Genomic DNA, 4935 nt, shown 5'->3' on the forward strand with positions numbered 1-4935 from the left:
CTCGGACAGCGAAGCAGGTGTGCTTCTCCTGCGAAGTGCGCGCTGAATGTCTGGCCTACGCGCTGGCGTCCGCGGAGGGCGAGTTCGGCGTGTGGCCGGGGACCGCGGAGGCCGGTCCGCCCAGGACGGTGAGCGCTGATGCGTGCGTCAGGGACGCTCGACACCGAGACCATCCTGACCGCCGCCGAGGACGTGCCGCGCCGGCACGGGCCGGAGAAAACCACGGTGCTGGACGTGGCGCGGGCTCTGAGGGTCAGCCACGCCGGCATCTACCGGCATTTCCCGTCCAAGGCGGCGCTACGCGAAGCCGTCACCCTCTCCCCGCCGCCGGTTCGGTCACTGATTCGGGCCGGGAGCGGGCGAGGAGCTGAAGACGCCCTCCCTGGTGTATTTGCACGCGCCGCCACCGCATGCGGGATTCGAGTCCCAGCCGTCGCTGTAGGCCACCATGCGGTAATGGCTGGCGAGTCCCTTGGTTTTCGCCTGCCAGCCCCCGGGCGGCACCTTGCCGTCGAATTGCTTGACGTAGTTGCCCAGGACGTTCCGGTAATAAATCCGGTGCCTCGCGTACAGGTAGTCGGCCGATCCCGCCGGGGTGCAGTTGTAGACGTAGCTGTTGGCGTAGCGGAACTTGCCGCCGAAGTCCGATGAGTAATACGACTTGGGCGCCATCCCGGCCACCGCGGAATCATGCCAGTCCACATACGGGTAGTAACCCGAATAACACGACTGGCCCGAAACGGTGGAGACGCGGGCGGCGGACCCGGGCACCGCGAGGGCACGGGCGATGACGGGAGAGGCGGTGACCGTCCGCCCTTCGAGGTCCGGCGGCGTCGGATCCTCCCGGAACTCCTCCAGCAGCAGCCGGGGGACCGGCAGGCTCGTCGGGGTCGCGTCGAGGTAGGCCTCGAGCATGCTTCCCACCGGAAGGCGCACGATCGGCGCGTTCTCCCCTCCGCGTCCTTCCTGGAACAGCCCGTAGTCCTGCGAGGACGCGCTGTAGGAGAACACGACCCGCACACCGTTCACGTAGCTGAGTTCGGCGAGCGTGTCCTCCGGCTCCTCTGGCTCCTCGGACGGGGAGCCGACGACAGGGGGCGCGGCCCGCGCCTTCGAGTGCGCGAAACTCGTGGGCGCCGACGAGGCCAGGACCGCAAGAACCATGAGGGACACGGTCGCCATTGAGGTAAGCTTCCCGAGCGCCATCAATTACTCCTCGAACGCTGGAATAAAGTCCTGCGCGGAGTATGAACCGAGCCCTCCAGAATGGTCAAGCAAGAAGCCGTCCTCAGAACACGGAGATCCGGCCCGCCGTGCCGGCCGATTAATAATTGACCCCGCGGCTCCATGCTTTCAAACCGGACGGGACGTCTTGTTCCGCCCTGCGGCCCGGGGCTCTTCTTACCGTCCCATCGCATGACGGAACGGGCGAGGAGGCTTCAGGAAAGGCGAGATCTCATTCTCGTCGATGTTCTCACCGGGGCGGTGAACACGGACGGTGAACACGGGGATGTGCGGGCCGGCGGCGGATCGGGCCGGACCGGCTGCCCGGGAGATCGTGATCCCTCGTGGGCGGGTCCGGACCGGCCCCGGCTCCCGCTGACGCCCCGGGGCCGGTGACCGCCTCGGGCGAGGGCCCGCGCCGGTGGCGGCGCGGGCCCTCGCGTCAGCCGCGATCCTCGGTCAGAGGCGGCAGGAGACCTTGTAGTTCCCCACGTTCGACTTGACCGCCTTCGGGGTGCCCGGGAACAGCTCCAGCCATACGGACGCGCTGGTGTTGTAGGTCGGCTGCGTCCCCAGCACCGCGTGCTCGGTCCGGGGGCCCTGGTCGTGGAAGAAGGCGGTGCGCACCGCCGACGTCCGCGTGTAGGAGCCGAAGTCGAGGACCCACCGGTAGGGCACCCGGCCGGGCCCCTTCGCGGTGATGTCACCGGACAGGTACTGGCGGTAGTCCGCGTTCCAGCCGCAGTAGTAGAGGTACAACGACTCCTTGGCCACCTTGACCGACTCGACCTGCGCGTCCGCCGTCGGCGGCGTGCCGTCCTCGCAGGTCACCGTGGAGGTCGCCACCTCCGACCTGACCCCGTTGACCTCGATCGCCAGGGAGACGACGCCTCCCCCGGTGATGGGCCGGTGCGCGGTGAAGCTCCGGTGCATCTCGTTGAGCCTGACCTCTTCCACCGGCCCCGGGACCCCGTTCCAGATCCGCCGGAACTTGATGATCGCCGGCTTCTTCTCCGCCTCGAACCTGACGGAGAACGGCAGGTCCGCCGCGCCCTCGTCGCTGTCCGCGGGCGGGCAGGGGCCTCGGTAGTTCGGACGGAGCGCCGTCACCGTGACGGTGGCGTCGGTCGCGTCGGTGCACTTGATGGCATAGGGGAACTTGTTGGAGACCACGGACCCGGCCGGAGAGAGGATCTCGATGGCCCGCCAGCCCGAACGGGTGTCGAAGGCCACCCTCTCCTCGTAGTTGACCGGGACCTCGGCCGCGCCGCCCTGGACGAACTCGCGGGTCTGCTCCTGCGACTTCCAGCCGTTGCTGTCGATCCACCGGTACTTCACGGTCGCCGGGACCCGCGACACCTTGAGGGTGCCCGTGGTGTTCCAGTAGAACGGGGTCCAGCAGGGCCCCTCGTAGTCCCCTCGGTTTATCCCGGTCACCGTCGCCGACGCGGTGGCCTGCGGGGCGGTAGGCGTCCCCGAGGCCGTCGGCCGCGGAGTCCCGTTCGGGGCCGGGGTCGCCGGCGGCACGCTCGGCGTCCGGGTGGGCGAGGGCGAGGCCGACGAAGTGGGCCGGACCGTCGAGGCGGGATCCGGTTGGACGGTGACCGATCCCTGGCAACTCACCTGGAAACGGACCTTCTTCGACGTCCTGCCCCGCGTGCCGAGAACCTGCAGCGCCTGCCAGCTCCTGGTGTCGGTGGTGAACGTGCGCCGGTCCCAGAGCGTGACCCGGCCGGTCAGCACGGCCGTCCGTACGGCTCCCGCCGCGCCGTCCCCCCGCAGCCAGCGATATTTGATCTTGGTGCCGGGGCGGCCCTTGACCACCGCCGCGAAGCTGACGTTCACCGGGCAGTCACCGTTGTAGCGCGCCGGTGACGCCTTGGCGGCCGACACCGTAACCGGACCGGAAGCCGCGGCGGCCGGGGTGGCCACCGCGACACCACCGATCGCGGCTCCCATCGCGAGAATCGCGATCAATTTTCTTACATCGGAAATCACGGGCCCGAAGGGTAGACAGGGTCACTTGGATCTCACTGGTCACCGACTTGTAGCCACTGGTAGCGGGTGCGCCGGATCATCCGGCGGCGCGGGCGGCGGTGACGAAGCTTCTGATCAGGCCGGCGTCCTTCACCCCGGGCGCGACCTCCACGCCGCTCGACACGTCGACGCCCCAGGGCCGGGCGGCGGCGATCGCCTCGGTCACGTTCGACGGGTCCAGACCGCCCGCCAACATCCAGCGGCCCGCCGGGCGGCCGCGCACCGCCGCCCAGTCCCACGGCTGCCCCGAACCGGGCCTGGGCGCGTCGACGATGAGCAGGTCCTCGTCGAAGACACCGCAGCGCAGATCCGCGCCCGCGGCTCCGGCGCGGATCAGCGTGAGGTCGAGGTCCTTCAGCGCGGTGAAGTCATCGTGCGGGTGGTCGCCGTGCAGCTGGACGGCGCGCACCCCGGCCTCCAGCGCGGCCGCCCGGATCTCCTCGGGGGTCTCCCCGGCGAACACCGCCACGGTCAGCACGTGCGCGGGCACCGTGGAGGCCAGCTCGCGTGCCCGCGCCGGGGTGATCCGCCGGGGACTCCTGGTGAGGACGTAGCCGATCGCGTCGGCTCCCGCCTCGACGGCGGCCGTCACATGCTCGGGCTCGCGCAGCCCGCAGATCTTCACGTACACCCTCCGCACACTATCGGCGCGGGGCGCCTCCGGCCGCCACCCGCGTGATCACCCCGGGCCCGCCTCCGGCGCGCAGTGATCTACAGGACAGGGCCTAGCGCAGGCCGTCGAAGAGGTCGTCCTCACGGTCGGCGGCGGGGACGCGGCTGAGGTGGCGGATGAACGCCTCGTGGCCGAGCGCCCGCTGCTGGGCCTCGGCGGGCATGCGCAGCAGGAAGATGTTCTCGCCCTGGCTCGCGTGCGCCTCCAGCGCCTTGCGCTTGTGCTCCACGTAGGGTTCCACGTCGACCACGGTGGTGATCTGCTCCTCCGGGGTGCCGAAGTCCGGGGGGAGTTCCAGGTCGTCGGGGGCCCCGCCGATCGAGCGGAGGTATTCGAACAGCTCGGCGACCCGTTCCCGCGGCACCGCGGTGTAGTAGAGCTTGCTGGGGATGCCGGATGCCTCGACCGCGGCGAGGGTGATCCGGTTGGCCTGGATGTGGTCGGGGTGGCCGTAGTTGCCGTTCTCGTCATAGGTGACGACGACCTGCGGCCGGTAGCGCTCCATCAACGCGGCCAGCCGCCCGGCGGCCTGCTCGACGGGGACGTTGGCGAAGGCGTCCGGCGCCTCGTTGGCGGCCCAGCCCACCATGCCGGAGTCGCGGTAGCCGAGCAGCTCCACATGGTCGATCCCGAGGTGGGCCACGGATTCGCGCAGCTCCTCCAGCCGCCGCTCGCGCACCGCCGCCTCGTCGTGGCCGGGCTCCCCCGGCTTCACCCCGCCGGGACCGTCACCCTGCTCCCCGTTGGTGCAGGTGACCAGGACGGTGCGGATGCCCTCCTCGACGCACTTGGCGAAGATGCCGCCCGTCCCGATCACCTCGTCGTCGGGATGGGCGTGGACGGCCATCAGTGTCAGCTCGTCAGCCATGGATATCGACCCCTCCGGATAAGAAGGCCACGCGGCCCCGATCACTCTACGGCCGCCGGCGGGCGGCCGGAATCGGGCCAGAGCATCCGCCGGCACCAGCATCGCGGTCCGCCACGCCCCGCTCGCCGGAGCA

At 70.2% G+C, this 4935-nt stretch carries 4 protein-coding genes and 2 pseudogenes; 2 read left to right on the top strand and 4 right to left on the bottom strand.

What is annotated here, in order from left to right; translation table 11 throughout:
• Together ACWDS7_RS46510 and ACWDS7_RS46515 are read left to right on the top strand one after the other, a co-directional pair.
• Positions 1-110 (top strand): annotated as a pseudogene (locus tag ACWDS7_RS46510) (WhiB family transcriptional regulator); the annotation flags it as partial.
• A 28-nt stretch (positions 111-138) separates the two neighbouring features.
• Positions 139-300: pseudogene (locus ACWDS7_RS46515) on the top strand (helix-turn-helix domain-containing protein); the annotation flags it as partial.
• 36 nt (positions 301-336) lie between these two features.
• Here ACWDS7_RS46515 and ACWDS7_RS46520 read toward each other — a convergent pair.
• From ACWDS7_RS46520 to ACWDS7_RS46535, 4 genes are all read right to left on the bottom strand, one after another.
• Positions 337-1164, bottom strand: coding sequence for a hypothetical protein (locus ACWDS7_RS46520; RefSeq protein ID WP_451934520.1), 828 nt, complete (start codon positions 1162-1164; stop codon positions 337-339).
• Positions 1165-1683: 519 nt separating this feature from the next.
• Complete coding sequence (locus ACWDS7_RS46525; RefSeq protein WP_451934521.1) at positions 1684-3201, bottom strand: hypothetical protein; 1518 nt, start codon at positions 3199-3201, stop codon at positions 1684-1686.
• 97 nt (positions 3202-3298) lie between these two features.
• On the bottom strand, positions 3299-3892 hold the full coding sequence (locus ACWDS7_RS46530; RefSeq protein ID WP_451934522.1) for a phosphoribosylanthranilate isomerase: 594 nt from the start codon (positions 3890-3892) through the stop codon (positions 3299-3301).
• A 94-nt stretch (positions 3893-3986) separates the two neighbouring features.
• Complete coding sequence (locus tag ACWDS7_RS46535; protein ID WP_451934523.1) at positions 3987-4802, bottom strand: PIG-L family deacetylase; 816 nt, start codon at positions 4800-4802, stop codon at positions 3987-3989.
• Between the last annotated feature and the right edge of the window lie 133 nt (positions 4803-4935).

This window comes from Streptosporangium sp. NPDC003464 (assembly GCF_053588315.1).